This window comes from Nocardia sp. 2TAF39 (assembly GCF_052114905.1).
GTDB lineage: Bacteria > Actinomycetota > Actinomycetes > Mycobacteriales > Mycobacteriaceae > Nocardia.
Genome location: NZ_JBFRFQ010000025.1, coordinates 1 through 16,492 on the forward strand (window position 1 = coordinate 1; position 16,492 = coordinate 16,492).

Consider the following 16,492-nt stretch of genomic DNA (forward strand, 5'->3'; position numbering starts at 1 on the left):
ATGGCGGGTGACGGGTTTTTCTACTGGACGACTTCGTTGACCGAGTTCCGGGATTACTATCTTCGCGCCTATGCGGCCGGGTTCCAGCGAAGCGCGGAAAGGATTCCGCAATTCACGCCCGCGCAAGCGACTCCGAAGAAGACCGATCCGCGGAAGAAGACCGATCCACGGAAGAAGACCGATCCGCGGAAGAAGAACGATCAAAGAAGGACGGGCGATCTTCCAGGACAACGGATAACCGACAACCAACAAACCAACGGCAAGCAGCGGCAGTCCAGCCCGCAGCAGATCGATCCAAGAGGCCCGGAGGTCGGCACAGTCGCGCCGGAGAACCAGACGTCGAGTGCGCGATTGGTCGACGCCGAGGCTACTCTGCCGACGTCGGGGCGCCAGGTGCTGGACGGTGTGCCACAGCCCGGTGGGCAGCTCCCGGCAGCGGGCGACCCAAACGGGCAACTGGCAGCCCAGAATCAGATCGGCCAACTTGCGGGCATGGCGCAACAGGCAGGCAATCTGGCGCAGCAGCCCAGCCAGAGCCTTCCCCAGGCCGGGCGCTTGCCGGATGCGGCAAAGGCACTGGACTCTGCGTTGTCCAGGACCGAAGGCAAGGCGCCGACCGGCGGAGGCGGCCGTGGCGCCGGTGGTGGAGCAGGTGGCGGTCTCGGCTCGGGTCCGACCGGCAGCTCTACGCCACTGCGGGACTACCCGGCGAGCCTATTCCCCAGGGCGGGTGCGGAACTGGCTGCGGGCGCCGCGCCGCCCCGCGCAGGGCTGGCGCCCGGTCAGCAGCAGCCCATAGCGGGTACGCCGGGATCTCCGGGTACCGCCGCGCCGCCCGGCGCGCATGGCGCCGGCCAGGGCAAGGGTGGTGACCACAAGCGGCCGAAGTATCTGCAGTCCACCGAACATCTGGATGAGGCGTTGGGTGAGGCTCCCACGGTGTTCAAGGCGGTGATCGACCGATGATGTCCGAAAAGCACTTCGACGACCTCGAATTCGTCGTCCGTTGGGAGGCCGTGACCGGCGACCGGCTGCCCGCCCCATTGATCTTCACCACCGACATCACCGACGCGGACGAGTACGAGGCGACCAAACGGCGGGTGCGGGATCGTCTCGAGTCCGAACCCGACGACGCGATCGACGAGCTGCTCGCGGCGCTCGCCCGCCCGGACCTCACGGTACGGGCAGCCGGCCGCGATCCCCGTGCGCCCGAGAATGTGGCGGCGGCGATCCGCATCTACGCGGCGCGCCGCGGTGACCAGGCCTTCGTGGTGAAGCAATTGCCAGGCAGAACCATCTGGCATGCCGCCGGTTTCGTGGTCACCGCATGTGATCCGACAATGCTGGCCGACGCGGTGGTGGGCGTGCTGCCTCGGGTGTGCGCAGGCAGGCGGCCTGCTACCGAACTTCCGTCCGGTCGGGAGGGCGCGAGCGACGGCTTGGACTACTCCTACGGCCGTTCCAGCTTCCGCGACGACGACGAGGACTCGGTGGCGCAGCAGGCGGAGGCATTCCGGCGCCTGCCCGCGTCGGCTGCCGGGATGATCGAGATCGTCCAGGGCGAGTCGTCCTTCGGACCACGGGGTCGAGTTCATCGCAGGCTGTGGTGGTGCGACATCGTCGACGACGGCAGGTATGCGATCGTCGGCGACAATCCGCGAATCGCCAAGGGCGTTGACGCGAAGGGCCTTGTCCATCTCGTCAATGAGGAGATCGAGGAAGTGCAGTTGGTGATCGACGACGAGAATCGGACCCTTGGGCGGCGGGCATGACCACGCCCGACCCCACCTATTTCACCGGCGCCGCGACCTCCCGCGCCGGCTCGATCACGGTCGAGTCTACGGAAACCGGGCTGCCCACTGCAATTTCGATCGACCGCGACGAGTTGCGCCGCCACCCCGACGAGGTGGCTCGCGAGATCATGAAGCTGACCGCTCAGGCCGCCAACCGCGCCAAACTGGCCCGCCGAGCCGAGCTGGCCGAGGCGGGCGCCGACGCGGAAATCATGGCGCGGCTCGGGCTGCCCACCGTCGACGAGGTTGCACACGCAGAGTTTGACGAGGAAGAGATGGAATACCAGCCAGGCAGTTGGCTTCGGAGTGGCTATGAGTAGCGACGCGTCGGCGGCGGCAGGAGTAGATGCGGTCCAGGCGCAACTGGAGGGTCACGCGGAGCTACTTTCCAGCCTGGGCAAACATATAACGGAGATCAGGGCGACAGTGGTCTCCGCCGCGGGTGAAGTCACCGCAGTGGTCGACGGAAATGGCACGTTGCGCGAACTCCGTTTGTCCAGTGCGATTTCTACAATGACCCCGAACGAATTCGAACGGATTGTTGTCGATACCGCGCTGTCAGCTGCCCGCCAGGCTTTTGCTCAGCAAGCGGCGCTGATCGAGGCGTTCAACGCCGGGTAGCCACGAGCGCGCTGCGCTGGTGCGCGTTGGGGCAAGATTCTCGACAGCGTTGCCGGCCCCACGACACCGAGAACCGGCGCGGCCGTGGTCGGCCCAACCCGGACGCGCGTCACCGCACACCTCGCCCGGCACGCTGCGGCACCATCATGTCTGCAGCGCAGCCGATGACTGACACCGGCAGGCATAAGGGCGCCTGTTCACCGAGTCCTTCGGCGAACTTCATCACTGCTGCACCGGTCAGCTCTCGGGTGAGTATCAGGCATTTTCGTCGCCGAAACGGTTGCGGCTCGACTCCGACTCATATGAGCTGTCTTTCAGCAACGTTCGTCGCTGCCGTGCGTAGGGGAAACCGGCACCCCATGTAGGGATATCCCTACTAGTTCGACGATGGCCGGGTATCGCAGCATTAGGAGGCCGGTTTTCGCAGGATGAAATTTATGGTGAATGCATCTCGTTGGCTTCCGAGTTCATACCGACTACCTGAAAAGGACGGTTCGCGAACCATGGGTGCCGCGCAACGTATATCTGATAACGATCCACTGCTCGGTGAGAGAGGTATGCCATGAGCAACGTTGTGGTGATCCCCACTGTATTCCGCCAGTTCGGCGCGGTGAACGCGACCCAGGCTGCGGCCGTGGCCCTGTCGGGGGCAGTGGATCAGGGGGCGACTATCGCCGCCGCGGCTCCGGTGTTCGGGCCCATCGCTGCCGACTTCCTGGCGTCGTTCGCGCAGGCTCAGGCCAATCATCTGCACGCCGTAGGCCGGCTCGCCGAGGTGCACGCCGCATCGTCGGTGGCGGCGACCCTGGCTGCGGCCTCCTATGAGGCCACCGAGTCGGCCAGCGCAGGCGAGTTCACGAAGCTACGGGCATGACGCCGCCCGAACCGGCGCCGCTGGACTCGGCGGTGCAGGAAACACTGCGGCAGTTCGCGGCCGCACCGCTGACGGGCCGGCCAGTCGACCAGGTGCTGGCCGAAATCGGCTCTGCACTACCGCAATTCCCGCCGTTGCCGCCGTTGCCCGGGCTGCCGCCGCTGCCGGTGCTCGACCCTGCGATGCTGTTGAAACCGATCACCGACATGCTCGGCCAGTTCGGCACCGGCCGACTCGATGATATGGGCGGGGCAAACACCCAGCAGATATTCTCCGGGGTGGCCAACGGGATGAGCCAGGCCATATCCATGGGCACTCAGGCACTCGGGATGCTGTCCGGAATGGCCGGCCAGGGAACGCAATCGGCAGCGAACAAGAGTACGGCGGCACAAGCCAACGCCGGGGAAGTGGCTACGCAGGCGGGCTCGATCGACTCGATCGTCACCCAGGCTGCCCTCACGGTCCAGATGGGCAACGCGGCGCTCGCCGCGATCGCCGCGAAAACGGCGTCGACGTCGGCGGCTCTGGCGGCCGTGCCAGGCGGCCAGCCGGCCGCCGTCGCAATGGTGGCCGAGGGGGCGGCGGAGTCCGCGGCGGTTGTGACGGCGGTGCGCGCGCAGCTGGGTGTTCACACCGCCGAAATGGAGGCGGCGGGCCAACCTGTGCCTATCACGGCCGCGCCCAATGCTGGGGGCGGCGATCCACAGCAGATGCTGCAGCAGGTCCTGCAACTCGTCCAGCCCCTCACCCAGATGCTGCAGCAGGGCAGCAAGGCGTTGCAGCAGACGGTATCCCAGCATGAACTTTCTGCGGCCCGGGTATCGGAGCCGGTGGCGCACCACGAAAAATCTGCGGCACCGGGCGCTGCGTCCCTGGCAGGCTACATCGGTGGTGGGGCGGCGGCCGGCGGTGCGGTCCACCACCGGACTTTGAACGCCTATCAGGCCGGCGGTCTGCGCGTGGCGGGCTTTTCCAGCCCGATGGCGACGGGCGGCGGGGGTTCCTCATCCGGAGCCGTCGCCGAGGAAACCGTCACGCGGAGGGCGAGCACTGCCTCGCCGATGATGCCGCTCGCGCCCCTGGCCGCGGCAGCCAAGTCGGGAGATCCCGGCAACACCGGGGCGCACAACCCACTGGTGACAGGACAACTCGACGAAGAGGTCGTCGCCACCGCGGAGGGCGCCGCGACACCTGTATTGGGTGTGGTGGCCGACGACCTGAGCGAGCCACCGGACAAGGCCCTGACGTTGTGAGCCGACACCCGGAAGATCTAGGAGGGAACCGATGAACCGAATCGTCCAACTCGACCAGACCGCGACCCGCGCGGTGGCGGTACGGCTCGACTCGCTGGCCGCGCGACTCGAGGGCGACCTGGAGTCCACACGCGAGGCATTGACCGTGGCACCCGCGGGTATCGACGAGGTGTCCGGGCGGGCCACCCAGACCTTCAACTCCGTGAGCGACCAGTACCAGCAGCTTCACCGCCGCGGCGCGCTGGAGCTGCGGAAGCTGGCTGCCACCCTGCGAGCGCACACACGATCCGTCGAGCGCGTCGAGGCCGAGAACACTGCGATGTTCGTGCCGAACACGCCGCGGATTTAGCGAATCCGCGTCGACGCAAGGCAGCGCTCGGACAAAGGCAGTATCGATGGTGGAACCACACGAGGCCGGGTTCACCGGCCGAATATGGGAGGCGGTGCCCCCGGACAAGCTGGTGAGCGACCTGGAGACGGGCGCGGGAGCGGCGCCGATGGCGCAGGCTGGATTGGCGTTCGCCCGGTTGGCCGCCGGGCTGGGCGAGGCGGCTGTCGAATACGAGCTGATCCGCGCCGAACTCGGCCGGGCGTGGACGTCCACCCACAATGAAGAGAATCTCGGCCGGCTCGCCGAGCTGGGCACCTGGTTCGCCGACGCTGCCGCCACGGCGGCGGCGAACGCCGTCAAGGCGGAGGCGCAGGCAGCCGCGTACGAGATCGCCCGCCTCGCCATGCCCAGCGGGACTGCTCTCACCGCCCTCGAAATGATGAAAGCCGCACTGCTGCAGGGCAATACGCTGGGTGCGCCGCTGCAGGCGGTATCCGCGGAGATCGAGGACCGGACCGACGTCGCCAGGGCCGACGCGGCCCGGGTGATGCAGGAATACGAGAAGGCGACGACCCCGCTGGCCGAACCGTGGGCGCAGCCCGAGCCGCCCACGCTCACCAGTGACATTGCCCTGATGGCCGAGGAAGCCGTGACCGAACAGCAGCCGGCCGGGTCACTCCCGATGCCGACCGCCGCGCCCTCACCACGAGCGATTCCTCAGGTCGTGTTCCCACGGGCGAAAACCGCCTACCAAGCTCAGGCGATGGTGCAGACAGTTACCGAGCCTGTGGTGGTCACAGCCAGCAATCCGGTCACAGTGGCGTCGGCACCGATTACCCCGCTGCCGTCAGTCTCGCCGCTGATGGCCCCAGCGCACCCTCAGGACGAGGAGCACACCGGTCACCTCGGTGCGGGCATCGCCGCGGCGGCGGACGATCCGGACCGGATCGGCCTCGACGCCGGTTATCACACCGCGCCCGCCGTGGTCGGCAGTCAGGCGGCGCCGCGTGCACGCATGATCGATCCGCCAGAGGTGCCAGCATGACAACGGTAACCAACGATGGTCTGCTGACGGTGTCCGAATTGCTAGGCGTACAGACCTTTCCCGCGGTGCTCGCCGTCGTGCAACGGCACGACCGCATCGAGACTTGGCGAGCCGCGCGCGAGGAAGCACGGTCGACGCTCGCCAGCACCGGTGTCATCGATGATTACGGCGATGTCGACGCCGAACTCGCTGCCGCGCTGCACGTATTTGCTCGGCCCGATCGGCAACTGGTCGCTCGCGTGCACCGGTCGGACGGGGTGCGGCGTGTGTGCCTGGCGCGCCGCGGGCGTGAGCACGCCGTGGCGTTCCGCGCCGCTGACGAGTTCGACATCCGGTCGGTCTGGGGCGACGAAGACCATGCCGTGCTGGCGCGGCCTTTTCTGTCTGCCCTCGGTCCCAGCACACCTGCCGGCATTGCGGCCTTCGGCGGGCTCGCCGGCCAGCTGCGCGAGCGCATGGACGCCGCCCGCACCTCGGGCGACTTCACCGACATCGCTTTCCATTTTGGGCGCGCCGAGCGGGAGGCCGTCGCGTTCGGGATGGCGATGGCCGGTTGTCATACGCACACCGAGATCGCCGCCTACCACCACCGCGACGGGGTAGCCACCCGAACCGCAGCCGCAGTCGCGGTCTACGACACCGCCCGCGGCCGGATCGTCGCTGCGCCAACCCGGACCGCCGACTACCAGACCTGGTTCACCTTCGCACCCGGCACTGACCACCGTGTGACACAGAGCATCTCCGCGTTGATCGGCCTTCTCCCGGGAGAAAGGTGGATGCCCTGACGAGAGCATTCATTGCCGGACCGGGATCTATGAGACAAGAAGAAACTGAAGCCTGAAAGGAACAAGCAATGGCTCCGACCGATTTTCAGATAGACCATGTGGCGCTCGATAAGGCGAAGGGCACCATGCAGACCGAGGTTATCGAGGCTATCCGAGGCACCGCCAAGGCCCTGCTGGCGAGTGTCGATGCGGTCGCCAAGCAGAACAACGGCTGGAACGGCGCGGCGGCCAGCGCGTTCCACGACATGCAGCTCGACCTGAACAAAGACATCACACAGCTGAATCAGCGGCTGGACACGCTGGCTCAAACGTTAGGTACGGCAAGCACGAAAACCCACGCACAGGAGCAAGCGGCCCAGGCGAGCTTCACGAGCCTGCGGCGGGCCTGAGCGGTTACGTCACGTGTCAATTGAGAGGAATAGGCAATGGCCAACGACTATGATTTGACGGTTTACAACAACGCGGCTGTCGACAGCCTCATCATCGAGCTCGACAAGCACTACGACGCGTTCATTGCGCACAAGGAAAAGGCGGAGACCACCGACGGGCAAATTATGGATGCCTGTCATGGGGCGTCCTTCAACGACGGATACAAGCCGGCCTTCGACGGCATGAAGGCGAGCCTGGTCGAGATTCTGGACTCGCTGAAGGAAGGTACGCGGAAGGTTGGTGACGCGGCCGACGGCATCCACGCGACCGACAAGCAGATCGCCGGGCTGTTCGGAGACCTCTGATGGGCATGTGAGGCTGTGCCACACCCTGGTGTGGCACAGCCTCACATACAGAACGCGAGGAGGTTTTCCGTGCCGGCTCAGTTGACCACGCGAGCCCAGGTCAACGGCTATCGATTTCTGTTGAAACGCATTCAGCACGCTTTGGTGCGCCGCGACGTGCGCATGCTGCACGACCCGATGCGCGCCCAATTCCGGTCCATGGTCGTCGGCGCGGTATTGGCGACACTCGCCGTGGCGGGCTGCGCGATTCTGGGATTGCTCAAACCGCAGGGCGCAGTCCGCGACGCGAAGATCATCGTCGGCAAGGACAGCGGCGCGCTGTTCGTCGTGCAGGAGGGGGTGTTGCATCCGGCGCTGAACTTGGCGTCGGCCCGGTTGATCACCGGTTCGGCGGAGAAGCCGACCTCGGTGAAAGAGTCGAAGCTGTCGTCGCTGCCGCGCGGGCCGATGCTCGGTATACCCGGCGCGCCGAGCGCGTTGCTCGGCCCCACGGTGAAAGGTGAACGGTCGGCGTGGAACCTGTGCGACTCGGCCGCACCGCTCCACGGGGTGTCTCGGCTCGCGGTGGCAGGAGACCCGAAGCTGAGCGATGCGATCCGTCCGATGACCTCGCAGGAGGCGCTGCTGGTGTCGGTCGGCGGCAAGACCTACCTGCTGTACGACGGTAAACGCGCCGAGATGGACCTGGGCAACGACGCGATCGTCCGTTCCCTGCAGTTGCAGGACATCGAGCCGCGCCCGATCGGCGCCGGCCTGCTGAACGCCGCTGTCCCGGTGCCCGCGCTGGCTCCGCCCACGATCCCGGAAATCGGTGCGCCGGGAAAGGTGCCCGGCACCAAGGTCGGCTCTGTGCTCAAGGTGGCCGGCGTCACCGCGACCGAGCTGTTCGTGGTGGTTCCCACCGGTATCCAGCGGATCTCGCCGTTCGCCGCGGAGGTCATCCGCAACGCAAACTCCCTGGGCTCGAGCGAAATCACTGCGGTCCCGCCGGACACGCTGCGCGGCGTGCCGGTGGTGAACACGCTGCCGATCGACAAGTTCCCGGCCACCCGGCCGAACATACTTCCCTCCGACACATTTCCGGTGACGTGCGCGTCCTGGGCCAAGCCGGACGCCGATCACGACGCCACCCTGACGCTGCTCGCCGGCCGCGACTGGCCGCTGCCGGGATCCGCCAAGCCCGCGATGTCGGTGGGCTCCGGCCTGGATGCCGACCGCATCGACGCCGCCTACGTCGCGCCGAGTACGGGAGAGTTCGTGCGGGTCACCGGGATCGATCCGGGCAGTGTGCGCCTCGGCTCGCTGTATTACATCGCCGACACCGGCATCCGCTACGGCATTCCCGACGGCGCCACCGCCGAAATCCTGGGCTTGGGCGACAAACCGAAACCCGCCCCGTGGCAGATCGTCGGCCAACTGGTCCCCGGCCCAACCCTCGCCCGCCCCCAAGCTCTGATGGCCTACGACTCGGTCCCAGGTCCTGACTCGAGAGCGTGGTCACTCACATCCCCTGAACGACCCGAGGACCCGGAGAAGTGATGGATTCTGTGCTGAATGGGCCGGGCGCTGACGAACCCGAGTTGTGTCGCGTCAGCGTGATCGGCGGCAATACCCAGCTCGATATGGGACTGCCTACGTCGGTTCCGGTCGGTGTGTTCATCGGCGAAGTGGCGGCGCTGATCGAATCGCGCAACCCCGACCTGACGGAGCCGGAAGAGGGCGCCCCGGTGCTATCCCGGCATTGGACGCTGGCGAGGTTGGGGCGCGAACCGATTCCGTCGGATTCGACACTCACCGAAGCGGAAGTATTCGACGGTGAGCTGCTGGTGTTGCGGTCGGTCCGGTCGAAAGAAGTACCGGCGCTGTTCGACGACGTCATCGACGCGGTGGCACGGCTGACCGAGAGTTCGTTCCGCGGCTGGAACGACGGTGCGGCCCGGTGGGCGGGTCTTGTTGTCGCGCTGGTGGCGTCGGTGCAGGCACTGGTGTTGCTGGTGCTGTCGGCTCCGCTGCTCGGGTCGGGCGCGGTCGCGGTGACGGGCGGGGTCGTCGCGTTCGCGGCCGCGGTCATCACCGCACGCCGCTATGCCATGATCGCGGTCGCCACGGTGCTGTCATTGTGTGCGGTGGTGTTGCTCGGCCCCGGCGTCGGGTTGCTCGTCCCGGGCGAGATCGGTAGTCCGCATGCTCTGCTCGCGTGTGCGGTCACGCTGGTGGTCGCCGCGGCGGCCTATCGGATGACCGGTGTCGGTGCCACGCTGTGCGCCGCGGTGGCGACGACGGTCGTGTTCGGTGGGGTGGCCGCTGGACTGATCATGGCCTTCGACCTGGATGGGACGAAGGTCGCCGCGGGCGTACTGGTCGCGGCGGTCACCTTCATCACGCCGGCGGCACAGTTGGCGGGGTCGGCCGCGAAACTTCCGGTGCCGCCGGTGCCTACGGCAGGCGGGGCAATCGATCCCGCCGACCATGAACCGCGCCCCACCATCGAGGGCTTCGGCGCGATCGGCGCGACCGCGCTGCCGTCGGCGGCCGGTTTGGCCGAACGCGCCCGCGTGGCAAACCAATACCAGTCCGGCATGATCATCGGCGCCACCCTCGCCGCGGTCGCAGGGGCGGTGGTGGCGGCCGACCCGCTCGACTCGCCACGTTGGCAGGGCGTCGCGCTGGCGGTCGTCGCCGGGCTGGTCCTGTGTCTGCGCGGACGGTTCTACGCCGACATCACCCAGGCGGGCACGCTCATCGGCGGTGGCAGCCTCACCCTGATCGCAGTCGCCACGGGACTCGGTCTGGGTAGTCGTAGCGCGGTGATTCCCGCGGCGGGCGCATTGCTCGTGGTGGCCGCGGTGGCGGCGTTCATCGGGGTCGCGGGCAAATCCACCGATCTCTCACCGGTGACTCGTCGTGCCGGCGAACTTCTCGAATACGGTCTGATCATCGCGATGATTCCGCTTGTCGTGTGGATCATGGACCTCTACTCCGTCGCCCGAAACATATGACCGCCTCACCCCGTCGCGAGTTGCGCCGTCTCGCGCGTGCGTCGGCCTGTCCTGCCGGGGCGGTCCCCCGGGTGCGCGCGCTGGCGGCGCTGATCGCGGCCCTCGCTCTCGTCCTCGGATCCGCCTTCGCCCCGGCAGCAGCCGTCCCGGCACGGACGATCGGTCCGCCGCTCGCCGATCCGGGCCTGCTGCCCCCACCGAACCTTCCGCCGCGGCCACCGGAGGAGACCGAGCAGAAGTCGGTGTGCCAGCGTCCTGTGCTCACCGGACCGCCGCCGCGGACCGCGCCGCTCGCGCAGCGGCAACTCGATCTCGCCTCGGCATGGCAATTCAGCCGTGGTTACGGCCAGACCGTGGCGGTGATCGACACCGGCGTGAATCGCCATCCGCGCCTTCCGATCCTGATTCCCGGTGGGGACTACGTGTCCGGTTCCGACGGCTTGGTGGACTGCGACGGCCACGGCACGCTGGTAGCAGGACTGATCGCGGCGCGGCCGAGTCCCGGTGACGGCTTCTCCGGGGTCGCGCCGGAAGCGGCGGTGCTCGGCATGCGGCAGCTGAGTTTGGCATTCGAGGCAAAAGATTCCAACCGCCACCAGCAGCCGGGTGAGCTGGCGGTCGGTGGCTACGGCCACGTGCTGACGCTCGCGTTCGCCGTGGTGCGGGCGGTGGAAATGGGCGCGACGGTGATCAATATCTCCGAAGTCGCCTGTGCCGCAGCGGGAGAGCCCATCTCTGACGGCGCGCTCGGCGCGGCGGTGACGTTCGCCCATGACCGCAACGTTGTCGTGGTGGCCGCCGCGGGCAATCTCCAGCAGAACGGCCCCTGTAAGGCCCAGAATGACGGTGTCGGCTGGAACGCGGTGAAAACCGTGGCCAGCCCGGCGTGGTACAGCCAGTACGTGCTGTCGGTCGCCTCGGTGGACCCGGATGGCGCGGCCTCCCCGTTCTCCATCCGCGGCCCGTGGGTCTCTGTCGCTGCGCCCGGCCGCGGCATCATCTCGCTCGACAGTGGGCCCGGCGCAGTCGGTTTGGTCAACGCGACACCGGGGGAGAAGGGCGAACCGCACCCCATCGACGGCACCAGTTTCTCCAGCGCCTACGTCTCCGGTGTCGTGGCGCTGGTACGGTCCCGGTTCCCGGAGTTGACCGCGCGACAGGTGATGGACCGGATCATTCGGACCGCGCACGCACCCGGCGCCGGCCGCGACGACACCCTCGGCGCGGGCATGGTCGACCCGGTCGCCGCGCTCACCGCTCAGCTGCCCGAACAACCGGTGGAGGTCGGCGCGACCCGCCCGAAACCGGTCGCGGCCCCGCCACCGCCCGCTCGGGAAGACCCGTGGCCCAAGCGGATCGCGGCTGCCGGCACGTTCGCATGCCTCGGTGTGCTCGGCGTCGGCTATGCCGTGTCGATTCCCTATCGGCGTGATGCGCGACGCCGCAAGCTCTCCGAGAATGTCGACTACTGAAGCCGAGAGGGACCACAGTGAGTACCGAAGGCTTTGTGCGCCTGGCCCGGATCGCCCCGCCCCGTGCGCCCGGCGCCGAGGTCATCCTCAACCCGCCACCGGAGCTGCCCCGCCCGGTGCCGGGTGGATTGCTCATGAAACTGATGCCGGTCGTGATGATCGTCGCCGTCGGCGGCATGATGGCGCTGATGATCACCTCGGGCGCGCGATCATTGCTGAACAATCCGCTCACCATGATGTTTCCGGTGATGATGCTGATGTCGATGGGCGGCATGTTCTTCGGCGGCGCGTTCGGCAAGGGTGCGAACAAGAGCGCCGCCGAACTCAACGAAGATCGTAAGGACTACTTCCGCTACCTCGACCAGCTACGCAAAGATGTCCGCAATACCGCGGTGGCACAGAGCGAGGCGCTGGAGTGGTCGCATCCGGATCCGGCGGACCTGTACTCGTTGGTCGGCACGCGGCGGATGTGGGAACGCCGGCCCAATGATCCCGATTTCGGCCATGTCCGCATCGGCGTCGGCAGCCACCGCCTCGCCACCAAACTGGCCCGCCCGGAGACCGGTCCGGTGGAGGATCTGGAACCGGTGTCGACGGTGGCGCTGCGACGGTTCGTCCGCACCCACTCGGTGGTCCACGGGTTGCCGACGGCCTTGTCGTTGCGCGCCTTTCCGGCGATCAATATCGAGGGCGACCGAGCCCTCACGCGAAGGCTGCTGCGGTCGATGCTGCTGCAGCTGTGCGCCTTCCACGGACCCGACCATCTCGCTGTCGCCGTCGTCTGCGCCGACCCGGACGGGCCGGACTGGGCGTGGGCGAAATGGCTTCCACAGCTCCAGCATCCGTTGCTGCGCGACGGAATGGGCTCGGCTCGCATGATGTTCGACTCGCTTTCGGAGCTGGAGACCGCGCTGTCGGAGGAACTCCTCGAACGCGGCCGATTCATGCGCAATGCTCAACCCACCACCGGACGAATCCATCTCGTGGTGGTGATCGACGACGGATTCGTCAACGGCACCGAGCGGATCATCAGCGACGCGGGCCTGGATTCGGTCACCGTCATCGATGTGACGGCCCCGCAGGCCGGACTTGCGGTACGCCGCGGTCTGCAGCTGGTGGCCACCCACGACGGTATGGTGGCGGCCAAATCCGCCGGAGGCGTGGAAAAGTTCGCCACGGCAGATGTTGTGAGCCGCACCGAGGCCGAGACGTTCGCGCGCGCGGTGGCCCGCTTCCGCGTTGCCACCGCCGCCCAGATCGTCAATCTCGGCGACGATTCCCGCGCCGACCCCGGACTGATGGCGCTGCTGAAGATCAACGACGCTGCCCAGATCGACCCGCTCGAAGTGTGGCGGCCGCGTAGCGCGCGGGAACGGCTGCGGGTCAGGATCGGTGTGACGCCGGACGGCGCACCGGTCGAGATCGACATCAAAGAGTCCGCCGAGAACGGCATGGGACCCCACGGGTTGTGCATCGGCGCCACCGGGTCCGGCAAGTCGGAGTTTCTGCGCACGCTGGTGCTGTCACTGGTGACCACCCACTCGCCGGACTTGTTGAATCTGGTCCTGGTGGACTTCAAAGGCGGCGCAACCTTCCTCGGCCTCGACCCGCTGCCGCATGTGGCCGCGGTTATCACCAACCTCGAGGAAGAACTCTCGATGGTCGACCGCATGCATGACGCGCTGTCGGGAGAGCTGAATCGCCGCCAGGAACTGCTGCGCGCCGCGGGCAATTTCGCCAACGTCACCGAGTACGAGAAGGCCCGCGTAGGTGGCGCCCCGCTCGACCCCTTGCCCGCGCTGTTCGTCGTGGTCGACGAGTTCTCCGAACTGCTCGCGCAGAAACCTGATTTCGCCGACCTGTTCGTGATGATCGGGCGGCTCGGCCGGTCGCTGCGAGTGCACCTGTTGTTGGCATCGCAGCGACTGGAGGAGAACCGGCTGCGGGGCCTGGACAGCCACTTGAGCTACCGGATCGGATTGCGTACCTTCTCGGCGGGCGAGTCCCGGCAGGTGCTCGGCATCACCGACGCGTATCACCTGCCCGGCGTGCCGGGGTCCGCCTACCTCAAAAGCGACGCCGACGACCCGCTGCGGTTCAACACCACCTACGTGTCCGGCCCGTACGTCGCGCCCCGCACCGCACGGCGTGCCGCGGACGGAACGGTGGTCGGCGAGCAGCCCGTGGAGATTTTCACGGCGTCGCCGGTGAAGATCAGGGACCAGCCGGAACCCACGAGCACGGAGCTACCCGATCTCGACGAGCTGGAGGCGATGCTTTCCGCCGAGACGCACACCGGCCAGGAGAAGACGCTGCTGCAGGTCGTGGTGGAGCGGCTGACCGGGCACGGCCGGCCCGCGCACGAAGTGTGGCTGCCGCCCCTGGATGTCTCACCGTCGGTGGACATGCTGCTGCCAGATCCGTATTGGCAGTCGCCGGTGAACCGGCACGGGCAGCTGTGGATGCCGATCGGCGTCATCGACAAGCCCTACGAGCAGAAGCGCGACGTGCTGACCATCGACCTGTCCGGCGGCCAGGGCAACGTCGCAGTCGTAGGTGGTCCGCAGGCGGGCAAGTCGACCACATTGCGCACCATCATCATGTCCGCGGCCGCCACGCACACCCCTGAGCAGGTGCAGTTCTATTGCATCGATCTGGGCGGCGGCTCGCTCGCCGCGTTCGCCGGGCTGCCGCACGTCGGCTCGACGGCGGGCCGGTTGGAAGGGGATCGGGTGCGCCGCACCATCGCCGAGCTGACCACGTTGCTGCGGCAGCGCGAGGAGCGGTTCCTGGCGCTGGGCATCGAGAACATGGCCGACTTCCGCAAGCGCAAAGCCGCTCTGATGCAGAGGGAGGCGGGCGAACGTGCGGCGGATCCGCTGTCGGCAGACCTGTTCGGCGATGTCTTCCTGGTGATCGACGGGTGGGCCGCATTTCGCGAGGAATTCGAACCGCTGGAGGGCTTCGTCAACGCGATCGCCGCACAGGGGCTCTCGTACGGGCTGCACCTGATACTCGGCGCGTCCCGCTGGGTGGAGATTCGTCCGGTGATCAAGGACCAGATCGGAACACGGCTGGAGTTGCGGCTCGGCGATCCGTCGGACTCGGAGATGAACCGCCGCGTTGCCGTGCACGTGCCCGTCGGACGCCCGGGCCGTGGGTTGACACCCGACAGCTTGCACATGCTGATCGCGTTGCCGCGGGTGGATTCGCAGCTCGAGCCCGAGACGCTGGCCGACGGCGTGGCCGCAGCCAAGGAACAGTTGTCCGTGCTTCATGGCGACTGCCGCGCTCCCGCTGTACGGATGCTGCCCGCGCAGGTCGACCGGGCCGAAGTCATCGCGGGGGCGGAGGGCGGCGGCGCGGACCTGGGAGCGACCCGTGTCGCGATCGGGTTGGGGGAGTCCGAATTGCAGCCGATCGTACTGGATTTCGACGCCCAGCCGCACCTAGTGATCTTCGGCGACATCGAGGCGGGCAAGACGACCGTGTTGCGCAACATCGTCGAGGGCATCGTCGAGCGGACCACGCCGGAGCAGGCGCGGGTGATTCTCATCGACTACCGGCGCACCATGCTCGGCGCCATCGAGGGCGACCACCTCGCCGGTTACTCGACGTCGTCGCAAACGTCGGCTCCCATGCTGAAGGAAGTCGCCGAATACCTGGAGGAGCGGATTCCGGGACCCGACGTCACCCCGCAGCAGCTGCGGGAGCGTAGCTGGTGGTCCGGGCCGGAGATCTATGTCGTTGTCGACGACTACGACATGGTGTCGTCGCAGAACCCGCTGACGGCCCTGCTGGAATTCCTTCCGCAGGCCCGCGATATCGGGCTGCACGTGATCATCGCCCGCCGCGCGGGCGGCGCCAGCCGTGCCCTGTACGACGCGGTGCTCGGCCCGCTCAAGGACATGTCGGTGGACGCGTTCCTGATGAGCGCGCCGAAGGACGAGGGCGTCATTCTCGGCGGGATCCGGTCCTCGAAGCTGCCCCCCGGCCGCGGCCATCTCGTCTCGCGTAGTCGCGACACCGAAATGGTCCAGATCAGCTATCTGCCGCCGTTGTGACGTATCGGCGCTGCTACCTCGGCCGACAAATCATCGCGCAGTGATCGGGTGTTGCCCTGGGCCGCTGCGCCGAGCACCAGTCACGGCGAGCCGCTCCACGGCCACGGTCGCGATGACGGTGCTCAGGTGCTCTCTGATGAGCTCGAACCACTGGGCGAGTGGCCGGGCGTCGTGAGCCGCCGCACGTGGTCAGGAGATGGTGGTTTCGCCGTCAGGCCCGGACACGGCTGATTCTCTGAACGCGGCACCGCGTTTTCGTCGTGGCACGGCCTGAAGTAGTGCTGGTTCAGCCGGTGTGGCTAGTTCGAACCGACGTTTGCCGGTGTCTACGGGATCGGGCCCGAGCGCGTCACCAGTGATTGATGCCAAACGGCGGTGGTCGCGTGTACTCCCGACGTGGCTACTCGGCGGAGTGCCGCCGTGACCTGCGCTCGGTCTGCTTTTGCGGTTACCAGAGCTGGAAAACCAGCACGGACCGCCGGACGGTAGCTTCTTCTTCGAGTTCGAAGTCTCTACCTCTT

At 67.3% G+C, this 16,492-nt stretch carries 14 protein-coding genes and 1 pseudogene; all 15 read left to right on the forward strand.

The genetic code is table 11. From position 1 onward, the window contains the following. Window positions 1-966, forward strand: a pseudogene (locus tag AB4Z47_RS17340) (hypothetical protein); the annotation flags it as partial. Next, window positions 963-1,772, forward strand: a complete 810-nt coding sequence (locus AB4Z47_RS17345; RefSeq protein ID WP_441951945.1) for an ESX secretion-associated protein EspG — start codon at window positions 963-965, stop codon at window positions 1,770-1,772. The pseudogene AB4Z47_RS17340 and the gene AB4Z47_RS17345, both read left to right, overlap by 4 nt. Continuing rightward, window positions 1,769-2,113, forward strand: coding sequence for a hypothetical protein (locus AB4Z47_RS17350; RefSeq protein WP_441951946.1), 345 nt, complete (start codon window positions 1,769-1,771; stop codon window positions 2,111-2,113). The genes AB4Z47_RS17345 and AB4Z47_RS17350 overlap by 4 nt, the downstream gene beginning before the upstream one ends. After that, complete coding sequence (locus AB4Z47_RS17355; protein WP_441951947.1) at window positions 2,106-2,414, forward strand: YbaB/EbfC family nucleoid-associated protein; 309 nt, start codon at window positions 2,106-2,108, stop codon at window positions 2,412-2,414. The genes AB4Z47_RS17350 and AB4Z47_RS17355 overlap by 8 nt, the downstream gene beginning before the upstream one ends. 562 nt (window positions 2,415-2,976) lie before the next feature. After that, window positions 2,977-3,288, forward strand: a complete 312-nt coding sequence (locus AB4Z47_RS17360; protein ID WP_441951949.1) for a type VII secretion target — start codon at window positions 2,977-2,979, stop codon at window positions 3,286-3,288. A 92-nt stretch (window positions 3,289-3,380) separates the two neighbouring features. Continuing rightward, complete coding sequence (locus AB4Z47_RS17365; RefSeq protein ID WP_441951951.1) at window positions 3,381-4,541, forward strand: hypothetical protein; 1,161 nt, start codon at window positions 3,381-3,383, stop codon at window positions 4,539-4,541. A 31-nt stretch (window positions 4,542-4,572) separates the two neighbouring features. Next, a complete protein-coding gene (locus AB4Z47_RS17370) occupies window positions 4,573-4,890 on the forward strand; it encodes a PE family protein (protein ID WP_441951952.1) in 318 nt (105 codons plus the stop codon). A 46-nt stretch (window positions 4,891-4,936) separates the two neighbouring features. Continuing rightward, window positions 4,937-5,917: a PPE domain-containing protein gene (locus AB4Z47_RS17375; RefSeq protein ID WP_441951954.1), complete on the forward strand. Its 981-nt coding sequence runs from the start codon at window positions 4,937-4,939 to the stop codon at window positions 5,915-5,917. Then, the gene (locus AB4Z47_RS17380; RefSeq protein ID WP_441951955.1) at window positions 5,914-6,702 is read left to right on the forward strand and encodes an ESX secretion-associated protein EspG; all 789 of its coding nucleotides are present in this window, start codon (window positions 5,914-5,916) and stop codon (window positions 6,700-6,702) included. Before AB4Z47_RS17375 ends, AB4Z47_RS17380 begins: the two co-directional genes overlap by 4 nt. A 68-nt stretch (window positions 6,703-6,770) precedes the next feature. Next, entirely contained in the window at window positions 6,771-7,091 is a 321-nt protein-coding gene (locus AB4Z47_RS17385) for a WXG100 family type VII secretion target (protein ID WP_441951957.1), read from the forward strand. Window positions 7,092-7,127: 36 nt separating this feature from the next. Beyond that, on the forward strand, window positions 7,128-7,436 hold the full coding sequence (locus tag AB4Z47_RS17390) for a hypothetical protein (protein ID WP_441951959.1): 309 nt from the start codon (window positions 7,128-7,130) through the stop codon (window positions 7,434-7,436). Window positions 7,437-7,505: 69 nt separating this feature from the next. Next, window positions 7,506-8,975 (forward strand): type VII secretion protein EccB, encoded by a 1,470-nt coding sequence (gene eccB / locus AB4Z47_RS17395; protein ID WP_441951961.1) that lies wholly within the window; start codon window positions 7,506-7,508, stop codon window positions 8,973-8,975. Beyond that, window positions 8,975-10,435, forward strand: a complete 1,461-nt coding sequence (eccD, locus tag AB4Z47_RS17400; protein ID WP_441951963.1) for a type VII secretion integral membrane protein EccD — start codon at window positions 8,975-8,977, stop codon at window positions 10,433-10,435. Before eccB ends, eccD begins: the two co-directional genes overlap by 1 nt. Beyond that, window positions 10,432-11,907, forward strand: a complete 1,476-nt coding sequence (gene mycP / locus AB4Z47_RS17405) for a type VII secretion-associated serine protease mycosin (RefSeq protein WP_441951964.1) — start codon at window positions 10,432-10,434, stop codon at window positions 11,905-11,907. The genes eccD and mycP overlap by 4 nt, the downstream gene beginning before the upstream one ends. 17 nt (window positions 11,908-11,924) lie before the next feature. Further along, window positions 11,925-15,971, forward strand: a complete 4,047-nt coding sequence (eccCa, locus tag AB4Z47_RS17410) for a type VII secretion protein EccCa (protein ID WP_441951966.1) — start codon at window positions 11,925-11,927, stop codon at window positions 15,969-15,971. The last annotated feature ends 521 nt before the right edge of the window (window positions 15,972-16,492 follow it).

Bases quoted from the DNA above. Each gene is read 5' to 3' on its own strand.
- AB4Z47_RS17370 (WP_441951952.1), top strand. From the start codon at position 4,573: ATGAACCGAATCGTCCAACTCGACCAGACCGCGACCCGCGCGGTGGCG.
- AB4Z47_RS17385 (WP_441951957.1), top strand. From the start codon at position 6,771: ATGGCTCCGACCGATTTTCAGATAGACCATGTGGCGCTCGATAAGGCG.
- AB4Z47_RS17345 (WP_441951945.1), top strand. From the start codon at position 963: ATGATGTCCGAAAAGCACTTCGACGACCTCGAATTCGTCGTCCGTTGG.
- AB4Z47_RS17380 (WP_441951955.1), top strand. From the start codon at position 5,914: ATGACAACGGTAACCAACGATGGTCTGCTGACGGTGTCCGAATTGCTA.
- AB4Z47_RS17360 (WP_441951949.1), top strand. From the start codon at position 2,977: ATGAGCAACGTTGTGGTGATCCCCACTGTATTCCGCCAGTTCGGCGCG.
- AB4Z47_RS17355 (WP_441951947.1), top strand. From the start codon at position 2,106: ATGAGTAGCGACGCGTCGGCGGCGGCAGGAGTAGATGCGGTCCAGGCG.
- AB4Z47_RS17350 (WP_441951946.1), top strand. From the start codon at position 1,769: ATGACCACGCCCGACCCCACCTATTTCACCGGCGCCGCGACCTCCCGC.
- eccD (WP_441951963.1), top strand. From the start codon at position 8,975: ATGGATTCTGTGCTGAATGGGCCGGGCGCTGACGAACCCGAGTTGTGT.
- AB4Z47_RS17375 (WP_441951954.1), top strand. From the start codon at position 4,937: ATGGTGGAACCACACGAGGCCGGGTTCACCGGCCGAATATGGGAGGCG.
- mycP (WP_441951964.1), top strand. From the start codon at position 10,432: ATGACCGCCTCACCCCGTCGCGAGTTGCGCCGTCTCGCGCGTGCGTCG.
- AB4Z47_RS17390 (WP_441951959.1), top strand. From the start codon at position 7,128: ATGGCCAACGACTATGATTTGACGGTTTACAACAACGCGGCTGTCGAC.